Consider the following 18,289-nt stretch of genomic DNA (forward strand, 5'->3'; position numbering starts at 1 on the left):
CGGGGTGCAGCCAATGTTCGAACCATGCGATGTTGCGATAATAGACGGCCAGACGGTGAGCAGGCTGCCATTTGATATGATGTTCGGCGGGAAAGACATATAGCGCACTCGGCACGCCATTAGCCTGGAATGCGGCCAGCGGTTCGAGGGCGCCGAGATACTCATCATCGGACATTTGCATCAGGACCGGCACTTTGAGCCTCGGGGCATTGCGGACGAGGGAGTAGCAGTTCCAGAAATCTTCGCCAGCCCCCATCGTCGGATAGCCAGACGCGATATAGCTTCTGGCGCCCGCGGGCCCTGCAAGCGGGAGAAAGGTTCCCGGTTCTTCAAAGCTACTGCTGACCGATGCAGCCGCGAAGCGGTTGCTGTTGGCCAGAGCATATTGGGTATTGCGGGTGCCGTCGCTTAGGCCGGAAATGCCCACCCTCTTTGGATCGATCAATCCGCGAGTGGCGAGCTCGTCGACAATTGTTTCGAGCGAGGAGAGGACGCTGCGCAGATCCGCCCAGTCTTCCAGATTGTGCCGGAAAAGCTCATCGCCATCCTTTGCCGGCCGCCCCATGCCGACGAAGCGGGGGCGCTCGAAACTCAGGACGGCGAAGCCTCGCCCGGCAAAAGCCTGGATGGGATATTCGTCACCTGTCCCGCCACGGAGGAATCCACGGCTGTCATATTGGACAATGATCAGAGGAAGGCGCGACTTTCCATCATAGCCTGGAGGCAACACCAGATCGCCAAAGGTCTCGATACCATAGGCATTGCGCCATTGAAGCCGCTCCGCCTTACCAAGCGCGAGTTGGCGGAATTGGGGGTTGAGGTCGAGGACAGTCGCCATGCTTCCATCCATCCCCACGAATTTGAGGCTGGCCGGGCTTTCTGCGCCTTCATGCAGGCAGAGCAGCTTGCCGTTCACTGGCTGGCAACTGGCCAGCATATCCGTGGTTACGAACAGGCGTTCCGGCGGCTTGCCGTTTCCCGGCGTCCAGCGATAAAGCGCAAGTTTGCTGCTGCCCCAACCTTCGCGGCGCAGGAACAGGACCGCATTGCTGCCCTCTGGCCACCAGAGGTCGACAATGTTGTCGCAGACATCGAAGTTGCAGGTGACCTTGGTCCCTGACTGAAGTTCGGCCTTTAGATCATATTGGGGAAGGAAGCCGCTTCCGCTGCGTGGGGAGGTCCAGATTCGAGATTGGGACGGACCCTCGGCAAAAAGCGCGGCGTCCTCCGGTTTTTGTCCGGCTCCGCGCCCGTTGAACGCTGCGATTTCACTTGGCGTTGCGTCGCGCGCAGCGGCGCCCGAATTGGGAATGACAAGATAGCGAGGTTCGGCGCCTATCGGCGGGAAGGGGCGGCTACTGGCCTTGGGAACGAACCTTCCATCATAATGATATCCCGACCGGCCTTCCTCATCGATGAGCGCGTGGGCTTTGCGCAGCCCGGGCCGCGTCACGAAAATGAGGCCATCATGCGTCCAACGCAAATCCTCGACATCGTCGATTTCGGACGTCATCTGCTCGGCGTAAGTTCCATCGGCGGCAGCACGCCAGACTTGAGCGACGTCTCCGACACGCTTGAGATAGGCGACCCATTTCCCGTCCGGCGACCAGTGCGGGGTGATAAGCTGGGCAACGCCCGTCGGAAATCCGGTGATGCCGGTACGGTTTAGTGTCCTCCGGATGAGTTCACCGCCACTGTCGATCTGCCTGAGGGTGTGGCCTGCCCCGAGAGATAGGACGAACAGGCCCTGACAGTAATCTGTGCCTGCCTTGTCCACGCGTCGGATCTGGAAGGCGACGGATTTCTGGTCGGGAGAAACGGAAATCGCGCCCGGCGTGACGATGGCTGCGCTGGAAGGGAGCCCCACATCCCGCAGACGCAGCAGATCTTCGGGAGTGACTGGCCGTCGTTTGACAGGGACCTTTTCTTCATGAGGGGCGAGGTCATTGCAATTCGCCGGCACGCTGGCGAGGGCAGGCGTGCCGGCGGCAAGGGCTAACGCAGCTGTCGAAAGCGTCAGCCCCAGAACATCGAGTTTCATTGAAACCTCTTCGTCACGGTTATGCTGACGAAGCGGCCGACTGCCGAATAATTGGTGGAGTCATAGGGCGGGTAATAAGGAGCAGCGGTGCGGATCACGTCCGGCTTGTCATTGAAGATGTTGAGGGCCGAGGCGCTGACCTCGACACCGTTGAGGAACCCGTCGCCCTCTGCGGTTCGGTAGCGGGCGGTAAAATCGAATGTGGTCATGCCATCGACAGAGACGACGGTTGCCAGCCTTCGATCTTTGAGGCCGCCAATGTAATTGCCAAACAGCCCGACGCTCAGGCCCCCGTGCGACCAGCTTGCCCCGGCCCGCCCGCGCCATTTCGGCGGATAATAGAGCGTACCTGCCGCTGGGACTGCCTCGGATGTCGGCGTCAAAATCCTCTGGCTTTCGAGATAGGCAAGATTGCCCATGAGAGAGATTGGATCGCCGGAGGCCAGCTTGAAGCCATAGCTCAGGTCGAGATCGACGCCTTTCATCGTCTGCTTCGCGATGTTGACATAGCGCCCGTCGATGACGGCAACGACATCGTCGACATCGAAAGGGGCTGTCGTCAGATTAGTGAGGCCCGACGGGGATCCCGCGATGAGGCTTTCGATTGCATCATCGCTTGGGGACAGATCGACCAGCGACTGATAGGAAGCGTTGGTGAGCAGGCCTGTATAGGAGGTGATCGCCGACGCAATCCGGTTCCTGTATCGGATATGGTAAAGGCTGACCGCCGCGCGCAAGCCTTTGATGGTCGTTGGATGAACCGCGAGCGTGCCCGAAATCGTCGTGGCGCGTTCCGGGCGAAGATTGGGATTGCCACCCGACAGGAAAAGGGTCGTGGCGGCGGCGGGATAGCCTGTAGCGCCGAAATAGCTGACAGGCAGGAGTTGCGCCGTATAGTCCAGATTCTGCTGATAGAGGGTCGGCGTCTTGAAGGAGCGTCCCCAGGAGAATTTGAGATCCGCTTCTCGTGAGGGCGCGTAGATCATGCCCAATTTAGGGGTGGTCACCTGACCCATGCCGCCTGAGTAGCGCTCATGCCGTGCTGCGGCGCTGAATTCGAGCGATCGGACAAAGGCAATGTCCTGCTCCGCGCCGATGATCGGGATGGCAGCTTCGCCGAAGAAATAGCTGCTGCTGCGATCCTTGGAGAATTGCAGAGCGGTGCTTGTTCCTGTCGCCCGGGTGACGGCGAGGTCGGCAATGAGCCTGTTCGAACGATATCCACCGCCCAGAGCCAGCCGGAGATCACCGCCAGGCAGCCTCAGCGCTGGGCCGTCGAAATTCAGTTCGAAATTGGTTGATTTGTTCGTGTAGGCGCCGATCGATGCAAAATTGAGCGCGCCTGCGACGAACAGGCGCGTGTCGATCGCGATCTTGTCCTCGCCGAACGTCGCCATGGCTGTGGCAAGCCAGTCGGCCGGCATCTTCCATTCGATCTTGGGCGAGACAGACCAGGCCGTGTTCACAGGTGTTCGGCGATAGCCCTGATCGAGATAATCGTTGCTGACGAGGGGCTGGATCGTCGTCGACTTGCGGTGGTTAAACAGCAATTCGGTGCTGAAAGTGAGGCGCTCAGTAGGCTCCCAAAAGCCTGTGCCGAGCAGATTATGCTGCCTGATCGCGGGGAAGATCGTCGTGCTGGGGAATGTCTCGCTGGTAAAGGAGCGCTGGCCGGCCTTGATGGCAGTGTTGTGATCATAGGTATAAGCGAACAGAAAGCCTGCATTTGCGGCGGTCTTGCCCACAACGACACTATATTGCTGCTGTTCGTCGCCGCCATCGGTGGCGCTGCCGAGGCGGGCGGAAACCTCCATCCCCTCATAACTGCGCTTGAGGATGATGTTTGCGACCCCGGCGACGGCATCCGAGCCATACACGGCGGAGGCCCCATCCGTGATGATCTCGATCCTGTCGAGCGCGCCCAAGGGAATCGCGGAAATGTCGATGGCCTGCGATACCCCATTATAGGCAAGACGTTTGCCGTTCAGCAGGGTCAACGTGGCATCGGGGCCGAGGCCGCGCAGATTGAGGCTGGAAGCTGAACTGACATTCTCGTTGCTGATGCCTCCGCTACCCACGGTGACCCCGGGGTTTTGACCGCCCGAGAAACTCTGGGGGAGACTGCGCGCAAAATCGCCCAGATTGCTGAGGCCAGCCATCTGGATTTCGTCTTTGCTGGTCGTCATCATGGGTGACGTGCTCGAGACGCCACGGATGCGCGAGCCTGTGACCGATAGCTGGATATCCGTCGCGCCGGTTACCTCCTCGCGCGACGGCGCCTCTCGCCCCCGCAGGGTGATGGTGCGATCCCTGATTTCGGCGGTGAGCCCCGAAGGCGCGAGGAGGGCGGCCACGGCTTCTTCGACCGTGTAGGCGCCGGCGAGAGAGGGAGCGCGAACACCCTTGAGGCTTTTGGCATCGGCGACAAGCTGATAGTCGCTGTCGCGCGCAACAAAGCGCAGGGCTGAAGCAAGATCCTGCTCAGGAAGATTATAGGCCTTTGTGGATTCCTGTGCGGTTGCATGGGTTGAAACTGCACCCATGCAGAGTGCCGCGCTGGTCAACAGCGCAATCTTTACGATGCCCATTATTTGCCCCTATTCGATCTTGCCTCTTTTTGAGGCTCAATAGGGAAGACAGCGCTCTGCTATTCTAAAGCCAGTAGCTCGAATTATTTTTTCTCGGTTAAAATCAGTCTGTGAGGCCGGGACCGATCGATGTCGAGATCGAGGAAGGCGCTGATGGCGTGTGCGACCCTTTCGATGTCGCGTATGTCGATATCGGCGAATATCTCGCGGCGGCCAAGCGCAGGGCTCGCAAGTTCGATCTTGGTTTCGCTATAGCTATTGGCTTCGGCGATCACGTCGTTGATCGGCACATTGTCGAAGCTCTTCACGCCGGTCACCCACTGCTGCTCGGATCGAGGCGCAGAAATGACAGAAAGCTCAGTGGCTTGTCCAGCCTCCAGTGTCAGCAGCTGGCCTGGGCGCAGCTGCAGCGACTTTGCCTGCCCGCCCGGGACCGGTCGCCTGACGGCTAGGGTCAATGTGCGTTCGATAGGGCTAATGCGAACGCCTTGGCGGACCGATATGTCGAAACTGCCGACCTCGCTTGTGACGTCGGCTCCTCCGCCACGGACGAGGAATGGCCTTTGGCTATCCTGCACGACGCTGAACCGTGCGCGCCCGCGTTTGATTTCCACACTGCGTTCCTTGGCAGTGATGCGCACCAACAGGAGCGTGTCCGTGTCGAGAATGACGGACGTGCCGTCGGCCAAACGCTCGGTCCGGACCTCGCCGATGCGGGTCTCGATCGGGGTGCGCGCCTCGCTCTGCGCGATCAGCGAGGGCGCAGTGCCTTCTGATCGCCACCAGATACCTGCCGCCGCGAGAAGCACGAAGGCGAGCGAGGCGGCCAGGACAAGTGGTGATCGGGTGAAGTTGTGATCCTTGACCGGCGACTTTGACTCTCGATCCCTCATGCCGAGACGGGCAGCGGCGTTGCTCCCTTCGAGGGTCTTGCGAACGATACTGAGGTAACGATCCTGGCGCGACGGATCGGCCGCCACCCAGGCAGAAAAGGCCGCCTGATGCATACCGAGGCTGTCTAGCGCCGTAGGGTCGGGGACGGCGTTTGGGTCGGCGAGGATGGTCATCGCCCATTCCATCGCCATCTGCTCGTCGCGCTCGGCTCGAGCCGCGTCTGCGTCAATCATCATTCGCCTCGCGATGGGCAACGACATGCTTGATAGCTTTGAGCATCTGTTTCTGGACCACCCAGAGGGGGACACCTAGTTCCTCGGCTATCTCTACATAGGTCTGGCCGTCTACGCGGTTGCGCAGGAAAATGTCGAGTGTCTGGGGCTTAAGCTGGTCGAGGATCAATTTCCAGCGGGCCAGATCCTGGCGCGCCTGTGTTTCACGGTGCGTGTCGCTGGGAGAGACGAGGTCAGGGCCATCACCAATGAGTGTCGATCGCCGGGAGAGGCGCGTCGAGCCGCGTGCCACGAAATTCCGCAAAAGATTTGTCGCGATCCGCGTCAGATAGGCATGGGGGCTGGCAAGGGCGTGCACCGGCGCTGTGCGGACGAAGCAGGTGAATGTTTCCTGGGCGAGTTCATCGGCGTCGGCCTGGTTGCCGAGTTGGCGCGTGAAGAAGCGCATGAGGCGGGGCTTCTCCTTCCGATAGAAGTCCGGGAAGCGAAAGCCTTCGTTGCCGGAATCCGTATGTGTCAGAGGATCGCACAGGCGGTCCTCGCTTCTGCCCTGGCTCATTGTCGCACCTATGTCCTCTCGGGGCGACGGCCAAAGCCGGATATTGGAAACCTGTTCAACGAGCAGGCGCATGCGCCTTTATCGGCAAGCCGACTGGACATGCGCGCATGCTACCCGGCCTCCAAATCTGGCGACCGAGCTTCGTTGAAAAGGGTTTCCACGCCCCGCTTCCGCGCTTTCAGCGGAAGCGGACCCAATGTGCCGGAATGACGGGGGAGCGCAACCCTAAAGAACAGACTTTGTGACGTTTTTGCGAACGGCAACTGGCGGTGGAAGCAGAAGAAGTGAGAGGTTGGGCGGCTGCCCGCTGTGCGGGCACCGCGCTCTTGCCGGCGCGGCGTGCCGCCGCACCGGCCGGGCTCGGCTGCGCCGATCCCGGCCCTGCGGGCTGTGATCGCTGCCGCGCATCGGGCCTCTCGAAAGAATTGATGCAGGCGATCTTCAAACGACCGACGCCCGCATGGCGACATACCAGCGGCGGGGAGGGGAGGAGGGGAGATAGCGGCGCCGAAAGGCTTGTTGAATTCCAGAAGGGAGTGGCCGCAGATGGCGCATCATCACAATGTGAGCGGATGTTTGGCGAGGTTCGTCGCGCGGATGCGCGATCGGGTTCCGGACGATATCTGCGCTGCGCGCATTGGGCGCTTCTTGGAGAGAAGTGCACCGGCCGATACCGCCCGACTTCCTGATGCTCTTGGACAGCGGGACGGGAGGATCGAGAAGGCGGTGGCAGATATGGAACCGCTCACACGTGGCATTTTGATCCTGGTGGTGGGACGTAAGATGTCTGTGTCGGAGGTGGCCCGGCGTTTCCGCATGAGTGAAGAGCGCGTCTGTCGGCATTTCAGGCGGGCTATGGAGATGGTGGCGGGGCAGGCATGATAGCGCGCAGGTTCGAATTTGAGCGCACCCCAACCTTGCCGGGCTGCCAGCTCCCGTGCCGGCTATAAGGCTGGAACTCTATCCCTCGGCGGACGCTTGCATGAGATGGCCATCACTCCCCGCCAAAAGGGCGCAACAAGCGCAAGGCGGCGTCATGCGCCCGCCCGCGCCGGATTCCTCGATCGAATAGAGCCGTTCTTTGCAGGCAAGGACGTCATTGGCGGGCCGCTGCTGCTCGCCACGATCGTGGCGTTGCTGTTCACAAACAGCCCGGTGCGCGAAAGCTATGAAGGCTTCTGGGACACACAGCTTCTTTTTGGCTTCGGCCGGCTGTCGGTAAGCCACAGCGTCGCGGAATGGATCGACCATGCGCTGCTTCCGCTGTTTTTCATTGTCATTGGCACAGATGTGAAACGCGAGCTTGTGCGTGGCGCCCTGTCGCAGCTGCGCACCGCTATCTTCCCGATCGCTGGCGCCGTAGGCGGTATGGTGGTTCCTGTCTTCCTGTTCTGGCTGATCGCGCGGGACAGCGATGCGATCGCGGGCTGGGGCACTGTCATCACCATGGATACCGCCTTTGGCCTTGCGCTGATCGGCTTGTTTGCCACGCGTTTGCCCGATGGGGTGCGCGCGCTGTTTCTTGCGTTTGCAGCCATCGATGACATTGGTGGGCTGCTGGTCATCGCTGCGGCCTATAGTGACGCGATCTATCTTGATGGCCTCTTGATTGCGGCCATTGGCTTTGCCGCCATCTACCTCCTGCGCCACCTGCGCTGGGGGGCGAGCATCCCTTATGTGCTGCTGGCTCTCCTGCTTTGGGTCGGTATCCTGCGATCGGGCATCCATACGACAATCGCGGGGGTGCTTCTTGGCTTTCTCGTTCCGGTCTATCCTCGGCTTGGCCGTAAGGATTTCGCTGACAATGTTCAGGATGAGATCGACGAATTTCAGCAGGCACATCGCCGTGCTGCAGGAGAAGGGCAGGGCGACGACGCCAGCCGTTCGGAAAGGAAAGCGCAAGAGCGTCTGGGCTATCTTCACGAAATGACGGGCGCCACGCATGCCACGGGAGAGCGGATCATCACGTTGCTTGCGCCCTGGATCAGTTATGTCGTGCTACCGCTTTTTGCCCTGTCGAACGTGCGGATCCACATCAGCTCCGAACTTGTGGCTGATGCTATGGGTTCGACGCTTGCACCAGCCATTCTTCTTGGCTTGTGTCTGGGTAAGCCCCTGGGCTTTCTCGGCTTCAGCTGGATCGCCGCTCGGCTGGGTCTCGCGCGCCTGCCAGACAAAGTCTGCTGGTCGATGGTCGGCGCGATAGGGGCGTTAGCAGGGATCGGCTTCACGATCTCGCTCTTCATATCGGGACTGGCGTTCAGCGACGCCAGGAATCAGGAAATAGCGTCGCTGGCGATCATCGCGGCTTCAATTTTGGCAGGTCTGATCGGTTATGCGGCGCTCAGGTTCGCAGCACGAGGCTCGGTTGAGCCATCGGGTTAATGTCCCATATGAGGGGCTTTCCCGCCCTCTTCGTGCTGCGAGGTCAAGGCTGACATGGCGGCTCTGTGAATTTTACCAGCCCAATGAAGCCGCCCCTTTTGGTCGCTGATCAGATCCTGCCTGACTTCAAGTTCCGCGTAGGGCAGATCACGCCCGATGGCGTGAAGGGGTATGCTGTAATCGGTGGAGTCCATTCGATAGGGTTCGTTATCGCCCACGCATATCGAGCTGTCGCCTTGGAATGCGAAAAGCATGGCTTTGGCGAAGTCTGTTCGTCCAAGCCAATGCAAAACCCCTACATCCCAGGGCCTGACATGTCCGTCCAGCGTCGGCGTGAAGCTGTGGAGCGCAAGCAGGATTGTCGTCATCCCAGCTTTATGTCTCGCATCGAGCATCGCTGCTATGGCTGCATGGTAGGGGGCATGGATGGCCGAGATCCTGGCGCTCAGGTCGGTATCATTGAGCGCGCAATTTCCAGTGATTGTCGTGCCGTCGGATTGGACAGGCACGGCGTCCTCCCGTTCGGGATCGCGATTGCAATCGACCACCAGCCGGGAGTATGCCTGATGGATGAAAGGCGCGTCTAGCAGGCGCGCCAACTCCCTTCCAAGGCCCCGCACGCCGATGTCGATCGAGATATGCCGCGATCGGTCCGCGGCGGTCAGGCCCAAGTCGCCCAGCGTCTTCGGGATGGCTGCCCCTGCGTGATCGCCGATCAGCAGGAACGGCGAGCGCCCTTCCGCGTTATCGATGGCGGACGGCGCCGGATCGTCCGGACCTAATAATGTCGCGGCCTGTCCGGCCATCGGGATCTTCCTTTCATGCCGTTGCTGACGATCCATCACGTCACCACCTATCGTTATCAGCAGCCGGTGTCGCTGGGCGAACATCGCATCATGATGCGGCCGCGCGAAGCCTTCGACCAGCGATTGCTGTCCGCCCGGCTCGACGTGGATCCCGAACCCAGCGAGCTGCGCTGGCTGCATGATGTATTCGGAAACTCCGTCGCCATCGCCTTGTTCAAAAAGCGCGCCTCGCATCTGGTCGTCACCAGCGAAGTGACGCTGGAACATGCGCCGCTGGCGCAGCAGCAAGTCGATGTGGAACCCTATGCCCGGCTGTTTCCGTTCACTTACTCGTCGGAGGATATGCCAGATCTGCTGCGGTCGATCGAGCGGCAGCATCTGGACCCGGAACGGGTGGTCGACAATTGGGCGCGCGATTTCGTTCGCAATGACGGCAATACCGGCACGGTCGACCTGTTGGCCCGGATCGCGACCGGCATCCAGCGCGACTTCACCTATGTCCCCCGGCATGAGAAAGGCACCCAGTCGCCGATCGAGACGCTGCGCAAGCGGCAGGGCACCTGCCGCGACTTCGCGGTTCTGATGATCGAAGCGGTGCGGGCGCTGGGCTTCGCTGCGCGCTTCGTGTCGGGCTATGTCTACAACCCGTCCCGGCATGAGGGCGTGGTGGGCGGCGGCAATACCCATGCCTGGGTGCGCATCTTCCTGCCTGGATCGGGCTGGGGCGAATTTGATCCGACCAACGGCATCATCGGCAATCGCGGCCTGATCCGCGTGGCGATCGCGCGCGATCCTTATCAAGCGCTGCCGCTGTCGGGCACCTGGTTCGGCCTGCCCGCCAGCTTTCTGGGCATGGACGTATCGGTCGATGTCCATCGCGCCGATCCCGCGCTCTTCCCCACTACCGGCCATGGCGCCATCAACAGCCGCATCGTCGGCGCTTCAGGAAAGACCCCGACATGCTGATCCGCTGCGGCTATGATATTGAATTTTCCACCGACACGCGGATGGCGATGATGGCGCTGCTCAGCCTCCACCCCTCGCGCCATCAGGATCTGCGCACGCCGCAGCGGTTGATCGCCAGCCCCGACATCCCGCTCTATCATTTCGAGGATGGGTTTGGGAATGTCGCCACCCGGCTGACCATCCCGCCCGGCAATCTCACCCTGTCCTGCGACTTCGTGATCGAGGATAGCGGAAAGCCAGACCGGCGCGCGACCGACGGGCCGCAAATGCCGGTCGAGGAATTGCCCGATGCGGTCATGCCCTTCCTGCTAGGCAGCCGCTATTGCGAGACCGATCGGCTGATGGACGTCGCCTGGGCCAATTTCGGCCATCTCGCCGCCGCGCGCGACAGGGTCGATGCCATCGTCGACTTCGTCCACAATCATATCGAGTTCGGCTATCATCACGCCCGGTCGGACAAGACCGCCTGGAATGGCTATCAGGAGCGGCAGGGCGTGTGCCGCGACTTCGCCCATCTCGCCATCACCCTGTGCCGCTGCATGAACATTCCGGCGCGCTATTGCACCGGCTATCTGGGCGACATCGGTGTGCCGCCGGTGGACGCGCCGATGGATTTCAGTGCCTGGTTCGACGTCTATATCGACGGCGACTGGTACACCTATGACGCCCGCCACAACCGCCCGCGGGTCGGCCGCATCCTGATGGCGCGGGGCCGCGACGCCACCGACGTCGCCTTGACGACCGCCTTTGGCCCGGCAAATCTGGTGCGGTTCCAGGTACATACCGATGAGGTGTCCTCCCTTGACTGATCCGATCGCCAACCCTCTGCTGCAACCCTGGACCGGCCCGCTCGGCGCGCCGCCCTTCGGAGAGGTGCGGGACGAGGATTTCCTGCCGGCGCTGACGACCGCGATCGGCTGGCATGAGGCGGAGATTGCCGCGATCGCCGGGCAGGATGCGGCAGCGACCTTCGACAATAGCATCGCCGCGCTGGAGCGGTCGGGCGAGGCGCTGGCGCGGGTGCGGCGCCTGTTTTGGACTCTGTCCTCGGCGCAGGGCACGCCGGGCATCCGCGCGATCGAGGCGGAGATGTCGGCGCGGCTGAGCGCCCATTCGGTCGCGATCAGCCATAATGCGGCGCTGGCCGCGCGCATCTTCGCGGTCCATGCCGCCCGGCATCAAAGCGGCCTTTCCGGCGAGCAGATACGGTTGGTGGAAAGCAGCCATGCCGGCTTCCTGCGCGGCGGCGCCGCGCTTGCTTCCGCCGACAAGGAACGCTTCGCCGCCATCGACGCGCGGCTGTCTGCTTTGTCGGTGCAGTTCGGGCAGAATGTGCTGGCGGCCACGGCGGCCTGGGTGCTGGATCTCGGGCCGGAGGATCTGGCGGGACTGCCGCCCGCCATGTGTGAGGCGGCCGCCGGGCGCGCGGCGGCCAAGGGGCAGGCGGGCCGCTATCATGTCACGCTCGACCGCACCGATTATGAAGGCTTCCTGACCTTCTCGCAGCGGCGCGACCTGCGCGAAACGCTGTGGCGCGCCTTCACCGATCGCTGTGACGGCGGGGCGCACGACAATTGGCCGATCATCGCCGAAACGCTGGCGCTGCGGCGGGAGCGGGCGGTGTTGCTCGGCTATGCCGACCATGCCCATTATGCGCTGGAAGACAGCATGGCGCATGATCCCGCGGCGGCGACCGACCTGATGCGCCAGCTTTGGGAACCGGGCAAGCGCCGCGCGGCGGAGGAGGCGGCGGAGCTTCAGGCGCTGATCGATGCGGAGGGTGGCGGCTTCGCCCTAGCGCCATGGGACTGGCGCTTCTATGCGGAGCAGGTGCGGCGCGCCCGCTATGCCCTGGATGGCGCGGCGGTGGCGGCGCATCTGCGGCTGGACGCGGTGCGGCAGGCGGCGTTCGACACCGCCGCGCGCCTCTATGACCTCCGCTTCACCCGGCGGGCCGACATTGCCGGCTATCATCCCGATGTCTGGGCCTGGGAAGTTACGGACAAGGATGGCGGCGCGGTGGGCCTGCTCTTCACCGACTATCTGGCGCGGCCGGAAAAGCACGGCGGCGCCTGGATGGGCAGCCTGCGGGTGCAGGAGGCGATGGACGGCGATGTTCGCCCGATCGTCTATCTCGTCGCCAATTTTGCCGCCGCGCCTCCGCCCGATCGCGGCGCGACCCGCCTGTCGATCGACGAGGCGCGCACGCTGTTCCACGAATTTGGACATGCGCTGCACGGCCTGCTCTCCCGCGTCACCTATCCCAGCCAGTCGGGTACGGCGGTCGCGCGCGACTTTGTAGAATTTCCCAGCAAGTTCATGGAAAACTGGATCGTCAGCCGCGAAGTTCTCGCCGGCTTCGGCGTGCCCGATGACCTGATCGCCGCGATCCGCCAGGCGGAGGCCTATGGCCAGGGCTTCGCGACGGTCGAACTGATCGGCTGCTCGCTGGTCGATCTCGCCGTCCACCAGCAACCGGCGGCGGAGGCGGACCCGCGCGCTTTTGTCGAGGCGGAACTCGTCCGGCTGGGGATGCCGTCCGAAGTCGGCCTGCGCCACCGCTTTCCCTATTTCACCCATATTTTCGACGGCGGCTATTCCGCCGCCTATTACAGCTATGCCTGGTCCGAAGCGCTCGATGCCGATGCGTTCGAAGCCTTTGTCGAGACGGGCGACATTTTCGACCCGCAACTCGCCGCGCGTTTCCGCGACGAAATACTGTCTGCTGGCGACAGTCGCGATCCTATGGAGTCGTTCCGCGCCTTCCTGGGTCGTGCGCCCGACGCACAGGCGCTGATGCGCACGCGGCATTTGGTGGGGGCTTGAGTGTCAGCCCTGGGACATTCTGGTCAGTCCGCTTCTTGGGACACCCTTGAATTAAGCTGCCGTCCCAAGCTGCTTTAAAGATCGCTATCAGGAACTGGAATCATTTCGCGTGAATGCATTTCGAACGGTGATTTCCATCGTTAGTCCGCTCATAGTGTTGCAATGCAGTTTCTGCATTAGGCCGGCTGGCAGCTCGGAAACGTCACGGACGATTTATCGTAGTTGTGGATATTGGCCTTCGTCACCTCTTGAGAGCGAATAGCGAGAGGGGGGTAGAACAAATTGATAAATATAACATAGAAAAACGTTACGCATGTTTTCTCTATGTCGAATTCATTAATCGGGTTTGTATAAGATGGCATCGAGCATTGCGGTACGGTTCTCCCAAATCTCACCGTCCGCACCATCAGGTTTATCGGCGTCGTACCAGTTCGAAAGCCGAATTACTTCGATTACGTTTTCCCAATAGTTATCGAGCGTAAGGGTGGTTCGTGGGAAGCTCATGCGCTGGGACGCTTGCAGGATGTTCGGCTTGCACAAGCAGATGAAGGTGTCAGGCCGCTTCATTGCAAGGAGGCGGCTGGCCGTTGGCACGCCACCTGTGCGCGAGGAATTGGCGAAGGCTTCCCTGAAGAGGCCGACGAATTTTTCATAGTGTCCCTTCGTGACCACGCCCTTCCTGGGTATGGAGTCCAGCGCATGGGCCAGATGCTGGTCGTTCCTGTCGATACGATTGGCAAAGTCGCCCATGCCCTGCATCGAGCCGAACCAGCCCCAGTCTCGCTTCAGGGAGGAATCCGTTTTCTGATTCACTCCAATGATGCCGGCAATCGCCTTCCGTTGGGCAGGCGGCAGGTCGGCGAAGGAAGCGACGGATGCGAACCATTCCTGCGCTATACGGAGGAGCGCAAGGCTGCCGCCTATATCGTGGTGGGCAGAAGCCCGCACTTCGGCGACATAGTCGTTCCAACTCATCGAGATGAGCGGTGAAGAGAAGGCGGCGGGCCTGATGCGGTCCAGCCCTTCGAGCGGATTGCTGGGAGGCTTGGGCATTCGTGCGGCCCGGCGCCAGCTGGCGCGATACGCGGTTGCGAAGTCCGCGGTGACCGGATCGCCGTATTTCCGGCAGCTGCGGGTGAACGCGAAAAGATCCTGGAAAAGCGGTTCATCGGCTCGCCCCGTCACGGCAATCGCGGCTTCGAGGTTCCGTTCCAGGCCTCCGAAGGTGAAGTTTGCGCTTCCCACGATGGCTGCTGCTTCGTCGCCCGACCTGAAGCAATAGACCTTTGGGTGATACGTTCCCTTCGGAAACCGGCAGGCGACCTGTGTATTCGGCATGCCAACGAGGGCTTCGATGAGATCAGGATCGGTCTGGCAGAAGGCCACGCCGAAGGTGACGTCCCGGAATTTCGCAGAATGTTTTAGAAAATCCTTGGCTACATCGGTCATGCTTCCCCAGGCCACCGCCCAGTGAAATTCGTCATGTTCCGCGATTAGGCCTCGCAATGCGATGGAAACCTCTTTCGCAGTCAGAAACTCAATCTTCATGTGCCTCCCAAAGTCGCTATGCGACGCCCATTCTCAAAATTCGCAGTGGGATCGTTCGGTCATATTCCTTTGTGAATAGTAAATTCCGCAGAGGGGCAGGCAGGAGATAGCCGGTGCGCATGGGGCGGCTACCGGGGTTAGGCTTCGATCGCGTCGACCCGGCCCCGTGCTTCCCACGCGCGCGACTCTTCGATGCAGGAAGAATCCGGTTCCATTTTCCTTTTCTTTCAGTGATGTTGGACGCGCGCGCAATCCAGGAGGGGGCTTGGTTGGGATGACGGCGTTCAAGGGGGAATTGGGCTGTACGCGGCGTCGGGCGCGGAGGCGCGCGGGTGACAGATGATTTCTCGCCCCTCACGATCGCGAACTACGCGGTGCAGGCCGGTTTTACGGATCAGCGGAGCGATGCCGGTTCCATAACCTTCCCGATGCTCGGACTGTTCGGCGAAACGGGCAGCCTTCTGAGCGAGGTGAAGAAGAAGCAGAGGGACAAGGCCTCCTACCTCGGCTACGCCGATACGGTCGTCGAGGAACTGGGCGACGTCATCTGGTATCTGACGATCCTGGGCTCGCGCGTAGGCGTTGGACTGGATGAACTGTTCGCCAACGTGGATCGCGGCTTCGGCGACTGGTGCGGCGGCGGCGATGCCGCGATCACCTTCGCGGCGCTTCAGCCGCCGATCATGGCCCGGAAGACGGAACCGTCTCCGGTGTTCGAAGACACCCTTCTCGAACTTGCCGGACAGGTCGGCCTGCTCATCAACGATCAGCGGACGGGCGATCTCGCGGCCAATCGCGCGGCTTTCACGGGCCGACTGATCCCCATCCTCAGGACGGTCATTAAGGCCGCCAACGAAGCGGGGGTGACGCTGGAAGCCGCGGCCATAAAGAATCTATGGAAGATCGCCGACAGGTGGCCGCGCACGCGCAGCTATCCTCCTCCGTTCGATGCGGCGATGCCGATACACGAGCAGCTGCCTCGGAATCTGGCGATGGAGATCTTCGAGCGGGAGGTGCGCGGGCAGACCTATGTGTTCCAGCGCTGCAACGAGATCAATGTGGGCGACCGCCTCACCGACAACGCCCGGACCCGCGACGAATACCGGTTTCACGACGTTTTCCACCTGGCGCACATGGCCGTCCTCGGATGGTCGCCCGTCATGCGGAGCCTGCTCCGGCTGAAGCGGAAAAGCGACCCCAAGACGGACGAGGCCGAGGATGGCGCCCGGGCTACCTTGATAGAGGAGGGCATCACGACCTGGATCTTCGGACAGGCTGACCGGCTCAATTTTTTCGACGGAATGAAGGCGGGGGAGTTGCCCTTCGACCTGCTCAAGCATATCCGCCAGTTCGTCGCTGGCTATGAGGCGGAGGCGTGCCCGCTGTGGCTTTGGGAGGAAGCGATTCTTCAGGGCTATGCCGCATTCCGATTCCTTCGCGAGCACCGACGCGGTCGCATCCACGTCGACATGAACAGTCACCGCCTGCATATCGAGCATCTGCCTTGAAGACCCCGAAATCCTTCGTTTCCGCCCTATCGCGCACCCGGCTGGAGTCGGTCTTCAACCCCTATGCGGACTGCTGCCCGCTCCACGATCGCGACGATGCCCCGGCGCTGCGGCGCCAGAACCTGCAGCTTTTCCTGGAGGCGGCGATCGAGGCGAAGGTCGATACCATGTGGATCGCGCGGGATCTTGGATATCGCGGAGGCCGGAGGACCGGTGTGCCGCTGACCGACGAGGTTCATCTCGATCATGCGGGCGCCCTGCTCGGGGGCGTCACCCTGGCGCGGGCGACGCAAGGTCCGATCGTGGCGGAGCGCACGGCCGCGATCGTCTGGCGCGTCCTCGACGCCATCCAGCAGCCCGCTGTGCTGTGGAACGTGTTTCCCCTTCATCCCCACGAACGGGGCGATTCCTTTTCCAACCGATGCCACACCCGCGCAGAACGGGAGGCGACCGAACCGCTGCTTCGCGCATTGATCAAGCTGGTACGGCCGAGGCAGATCGTGGCGATCGGGCGTGACGCCCAACTGGCGCTTCAGGACATCGGCATACCGGTGGTGGGAGTCCGTCACCCCAGCTACGGGGGGCAGGCGGACTTCATCGCCGGCATCACTTCGCTCTATGGCGTGGCTTCCGATCTGACCGGCCGGTCGCCGGAATTCAGCTTCGATCAGGCAGCCAGCGCGGGATTGGCGCACGCCTGATCGAAGTCGGCGAGCATCTTCTCCAGCTTCGCTCGCGTGGACTTCACTTCCTTCGTCTTCGGCTGGTCGACGACGGCGTGCGTTGAGACCACCGTCAGGCTTCCCACCTTGAGTCCGGCTTCGCGCGCAACGAATTCCATGAGCCGGCCCAGGCCGACGAGGTTTCCGAGCAGCTTTTCCGTATAATAGTGGTTTCGATACATGGCGGTCAGCGTCAGAGTCTTGGGATCGCCCGGTAGCAGCTTGAAGCTCAGGAAGCTGAGGCACTGGCCGCCATATGGCGAATCGTCGACGTCGCGGTCAGGATCGAACAGCGAGAGTTCGAACTTGTTGTTCGCCTTGACCGAGGGCTTCCGCATCCGCTCCACGATCTCCCACAGCTGGTTGATGGTGCCGCCGGTGACGCGCGGCACGTTGAACATCCGTTCGAAATAATATCCCGACCAGCGGCAATTCTTCCGCACCTTCGCCAGGACGCGCTCGGAGAAGCGGTCGAAGAATTCGGGCGCGCCATAGCGATAGTAATATTGTAGCGGAAAGATCGTGTTCGCGACCGTCTCGACGGACTTGTCGTAGGGCAGGAGGAAGTCGTTGACGATGGCGATGCGCGGATCGTCCGAGCCGGTGTTGGCCACCGGATCGACGATGTCGATGATCACATTGTACGCTTCATGGCCGGGGAGATCGTCGATGGCTCTGACAGCCTCGCGCCACGCGCTGGCGCAATCAGGCTGCGATGGGATGGCAAGGTACATCGACGTCCTCCAGTAGCGTGGCGGCCGCGAACAGGCGCGGCTTGAGAAAGGCTTCGGTCAGCCATCCGCAGCCGCCGTCGCCCCATTTGGGTCCCCAGCTGTTGCGGACGAGAAGGGCGGGGCGCTCGTTCACCTCGCCATGGCCGCAGGCGACAACGGCGTGGCGACGCGCAGGCTCGGGATACTCTCCTTCGGCAGGATCGATCACGCCGTACACGCCCGGAGCGAAGAACGCCGTCGACAGCATGAGAAGCAGTATGACCGGTCGATCCTGGTCGAGCGTCTCGATGATCTTGCGTGGCGACAACTACGATGGCCGGTTGAGCGGCAACTATGATGGCCGGTAGGATCGGTTGTCTGGGCTGATCGTAGGGAGGGGCGTAGCCCCGACCGGAGAGCGGACCAGACAACCGATGGCGATCTTTTTCCCCTTCTTTCGGGGTGCTGATCGGGGCTGTGGCGGGCGGTGGTATCGGAAC

Annotated in this window: 14 protein-coding genes and 1 pseudogene; 7 read left to right on the forward strand and 8 right to left on the reverse strand. The window is 61.7% G+C overall.

The window, feature by feature from the left end; all coding sequences use genetic code 11:
- Positions 1-16: 16 nt before the first annotated feature.
- The 4 genes and pseudogenes from ACFQ24_RS02605 to ACFQ24_RS02620 all read right to left on the reverse strand — a co-directional run.
- Positions 17-2,041: pseudogene (locus ACFQ24_RS02605) on the reverse strand (Atxe2 family lasso peptide isopeptidase); the annotation flags it as partial.
- The gene (locus tag ACFQ24_RS02610; RefSeq protein ID WP_380908895.1) at positions 2,038-4,629 is read right to left on the reverse strand and encodes a TonB-dependent receptor domain-containing protein; all 2,592 of its coding nucleotides are present in this window, start codon (positions 4,627-4,629) and stop codon (positions 2,038-2,040) included. The gene ACFQ24_RS02610 and the pseudogene ACFQ24_RS02605, both read right to left, overlap by 4 nt.
- Positions 4,630-4,712: 83 nt before the next feature.
- On the reverse strand, positions 4,713-5,696 hold the full coding sequence (locus ACFQ24_RS02615; protein ID WP_380908897.1) for a FecR family protein: 984 nt from the start codon (positions 5,694-5,696) through the stop codon (positions 4,713-4,715).
- A 52-nt stretch (positions 5,697-5,748) separates the two neighbouring features.
- Entirely contained in the window at positions 5,749-6,387 is a 639-nt protein-coding gene (locus tag ACFQ24_RS02620; protein WP_380908899.1) for an RNA polymerase sigma factor, read from the reverse strand.
- A 474-nt stretch (positions 6,388-6,861) separates the two neighbouring features.
- Between ACFQ24_RS02620 and ACFQ24_RS02625 the strand changes: the two genes are divergently transcribed.
- Both ACFQ24_RS02625 and nhaA read left to right on the forward strand, forming a co-directional pair.
- A complete protein-coding gene (locus ACFQ24_RS02625) occupies positions 6,862-7,197 on the forward strand; it encodes a sigma factor-like helix-turn-helix DNA-binding protein (protein ID WP_380908901.1) in 336 nt (111 codons plus the stop codon).
- 105 nt (positions 7,198-7,302) lie between these two features.
- Positions 7,303-8,700 (forward strand): Na+/H+ antiporter NhaA, encoded by a 1,398-nt coding sequence (gene nhaA, locus ACFQ24_RS02630; RefSeq protein WP_380908903.1) that lies wholly within the window; start codon positions 7,303-7,305, stop codon positions 8,698-8,700.
- Here nhaA and ACFQ24_RS02635 read toward each other — a convergent pair.
- A complete protein-coding gene (locus ACFQ24_RS02635) occupies positions 8,697-9,506 on the reverse strand; it encodes an N-formylglutamate amidohydrolase (protein WP_380908905.1) in 810 nt (269 codons plus the stop codon). The genes nhaA and ACFQ24_RS02635 overlap by 4 nt on opposite strands.
- Before the next feature lie 15 nt (positions 9,507-9,521).
- On the opposite strand from ACFQ24_RS02635, the gene ACFQ24_RS02640 reads away from it, so the two are divergent.
- From ACFQ24_RS02640 to ACFQ24_RS02650, 3 genes are read left to right on the forward strand one after another with little or no spacing between them, the layout of a single operon-like run.
- A complete protein-coding gene (locus ACFQ24_RS02640) occupies positions 9,522-10,472 on the forward strand; it encodes a transglutaminase family protein (RefSeq protein ID WP_380908907.1) in 951 nt (316 codons plus the stop codon).
- Positions 10,466-11,281 (forward strand): transglutaminase-like domain-containing protein, encoded by an 816-nt coding sequence (locus tag ACFQ24_RS02645; RefSeq protein WP_380908909.1) that lies wholly within the window; start codon positions 10,466-10,468, stop codon positions 11,279-11,281. Before ACFQ24_RS02640 ends, ACFQ24_RS02645 begins: the two co-directional genes overlap by 7 nt.
- Complete coding sequence (locus tag ACFQ24_RS02650; RefSeq protein WP_380908911.1) at positions 11,259-13,298, forward strand: M3 family metallopeptidase; 2,040 nt, start codon at positions 11,259-11,261, stop codon at positions 13,296-13,298. The genes ACFQ24_RS02645 and ACFQ24_RS02650 overlap by 23 nt, the downstream gene beginning before the upstream one ends.
- A gap of 336 nt (positions 13,299-13,634) precedes the next feature.
- On the opposite strand, the gene ACFQ24_RS02655 is transcribed toward ACFQ24_RS02650, so the two are convergent.
- Complete coding sequence (locus ACFQ24_RS02655; protein ID WP_380908913.1) at positions 13,635-14,846, reverse strand: phospholipase D family protein; 1,212 nt, start codon at positions 14,844-14,846, stop codon at positions 13,635-13,637.
- A 332-nt stretch (positions 14,847-15,178) separates the two neighbouring features.
- On the opposite strand from ACFQ24_RS02655, the gene ACFQ24_RS02660 reads away from it, so the two are divergent.
- Both ACFQ24_RS02660 and ACFQ24_RS02665 read left to right on the forward strand, forming a co-directional pair.
- On the forward strand, positions 15,179-16,354 hold the full coding sequence (locus tag ACFQ24_RS02660) for a nucleoside triphosphate pyrophosphohydrolase family protein (RefSeq protein ID WP_380908915.1): 1,176 nt from the start codon (positions 15,179-15,181) through the stop codon (positions 16,352-16,354).
- On the forward strand, positions 16,351-17,055 hold the full coding sequence (locus ACFQ24_RS02665) for a uracil-DNA glycosylase (RefSeq protein WP_380908917.1): 705 nt from the start codon (positions 16,351-16,353) through the stop codon (positions 17,053-17,055). The genes ACFQ24_RS02660 and ACFQ24_RS02665 overlap by 4 nt, the downstream gene beginning before the upstream one ends.
- Here ACFQ24_RS02665 and ACFQ24_RS02670 read toward each other — a convergent pair.
- Both ACFQ24_RS02670 and ACFQ24_RS02675 read right to left on the reverse strand, forming a co-directional pair.
- Positions 17,022-17,810 carry a hypothetical protein gene (locus ACFQ24_RS02670; RefSeq protein ID WP_380908919.1) on the reverse strand — a complete coding sequence of 263 codons (789 nt, stop codon included), beginning with the start codon at positions 17,808-17,810 and terminating at the stop codon, positions 17,022-17,024. The two genes, ACFQ24_RS02665 and ACFQ24_RS02670, sit on opposite strands and share 34 nt — an antisense overlap.
- Positions 17,782-18,117, reverse strand: coding sequence for a C1 family peptidase (locus ACFQ24_RS02675; protein ID WP_380908921.1), 336 nt, complete (start codon positions 18,115-18,117; stop codon positions 17,782-17,784). Before ACFQ24_RS02675 ends, ACFQ24_RS02670 begins: the two co-directional genes overlap by 29 nt.
- Positions 18,118-18,289 lie beyond the last annotated feature (172 nt).

It is taken from the genome of Sphingobium olei, from assembly GCF_042678845.1.
Taxonomy (GTDB): Bacteria; Pseudomonadota; Alphaproteobacteria; order Sphingomonadales; family Sphingomonadaceae; genus Sphingobium; species Sphingobium olei.

Excerpts from the sequence above, each read along its gene's own strand:
- ACFQ24_RS02650 (WP_380908911.1), top strand. The coding sequence starts at position 11,259 with ATGAGGTGTCCTCCCTTGACTGATCCGATCGCCAACCCTCTGCTGCAA.
- ACFQ24_RS02620 (WP_380908899.1), bottom strand. The coding sequence starts at position 6,387 with ATGCGCCTGCTCGTTGAACAGGTTTCCAATATCCGGCTTTGGCCGTCG.
- ACFQ24_RS02640 (WP_380908907.1), top strand. The coding sequence starts at position 9,522 with ATGCCGTTGCTGACGATCCATCACGTCACCACCTATCGTTATCAGCAG.
- ACFQ24_RS02635 (WP_380908905.1), bottom strand. The coding sequence starts at position 9,506 with ATGGCCGGACAGGCCGCGACATTATTAGGTCCGGACGATCCGGCGCCG.
- ACFQ24_RS02610 (WP_380908895.1), bottom strand. The coding sequence starts at position 4,629 with ATGGGCATCGTAAAGATTGCGCTGTTGACCAGCGCGGCACTCTGCATG.
- nhaA (WP_380908903.1), top strand. The coding sequence starts at position 7,303 with ATGGCCATCACTCCCCGCCAAAAGGGCGCAACAAGCGCAAGGCGGCGT.
- ACFQ24_RS02655 (WP_380908913.1), bottom strand. The coding sequence starts at position 14,846 with ATGAAGATTGAGTTTCTGACTGCGAAAGAGGTTTCCATCGCATTGCGA.
- ACFQ24_RS02670 (WP_380908919.1), bottom strand. The coding sequence starts at position 17,810 with ATGTACCTTGCCATCCCATCGCAGCCTGATTGCGCCAGCGCGTGGCGC.
- ACFQ24_RS02625 (WP_380908901.1), top strand. The coding sequence starts at position 6,862 with ATGGCGCATCATCACAATGTGAGCGGATGTTTGGCGAGGTTCGTCGCG.
- ACFQ24_RS02645 (WP_380908909.1), top strand. The coding sequence starts at position 10,466 with ATGCTGATCCGCTGCGGCTATGATATTGAATTTTCCACCGACACGCGG.
- ACFQ24_RS02615 (WP_380908897.1), bottom strand. The coding sequence starts at position 5,696 with ATGACCATCCTCGCCGACCCAAACGCCGTCCCCGACCCTACGGCGCTA.